1 protein-coding gene is annotated in these 436 nt (G+C 71.1%); it reads right to left on the bottom strand.

The genetic code is table 11. From position 1 onward, the window contains the following. Positions 1-436, bottom strand: a 436-nt coding sequence (locus K9U41_RS23285) for an acyl-CoA dehydrogenase family protein (protein ID WP_432715860.1), incomplete at both ends; no start/stop codon positions are given.

The following is a 436-nucleotide window of genomic DNA, read 5'->3' as shown; positions in this document are numbered from 1 at the left end:
GGCTGATGAAGTGCTTGGTGCCCTTGATGGTCCAGCCGTCGTCCGTGCGTACGGCGCGGGTGCGGATCGCCCGCATGTCCGAGCCCGCGCCCGGCTCGGTCATGGCCAGGCAGTCGGTCTTCTCGCCCCGCACGCACGGCAGGAGGTACCGCTCGCGCTGCTCCGGCGTGCCGGCCATCAGGATGTTCGAGGGCCGGCCGACGCCGGTGTAGTGCAGCGCATAGCTGGCCTTGCCCAGCTCCTTCTCGAACAGCACCATGGTCACCGCGTCGAGCCCGGCGCCACCGACCTCCTCGGGCATGTTCGCGGCGTACAACCCCGCCTCGATGGCCTTGGCCCGGATGCTCGCCACCAGCTCGGGCCGGGCGGCGCCGGTGCGCTCCACCTCCTCCTCGTGAGGAAGGAGCTCCCGCTCGACGAAGGCACGGGTCACGTC

Origin of the sequence: Xanthobacter autotrophicus, from assembly GCF_029991245.1 — a bacterium.
In the GTDB taxonomy this organism is placed as follows: domain Bacteria; phylum Pseudomonadota; class Alphaproteobacteria; order Rhizobiales; family Xanthobacteraceae; genus Xanthobacter; species Xanthobacter autotrophicus_C.
The sequence above is the reverse complement of the archived record's forward strand: the minus strand, read 5'-3'. Positions and strand labels throughout refer to the sequence as shown.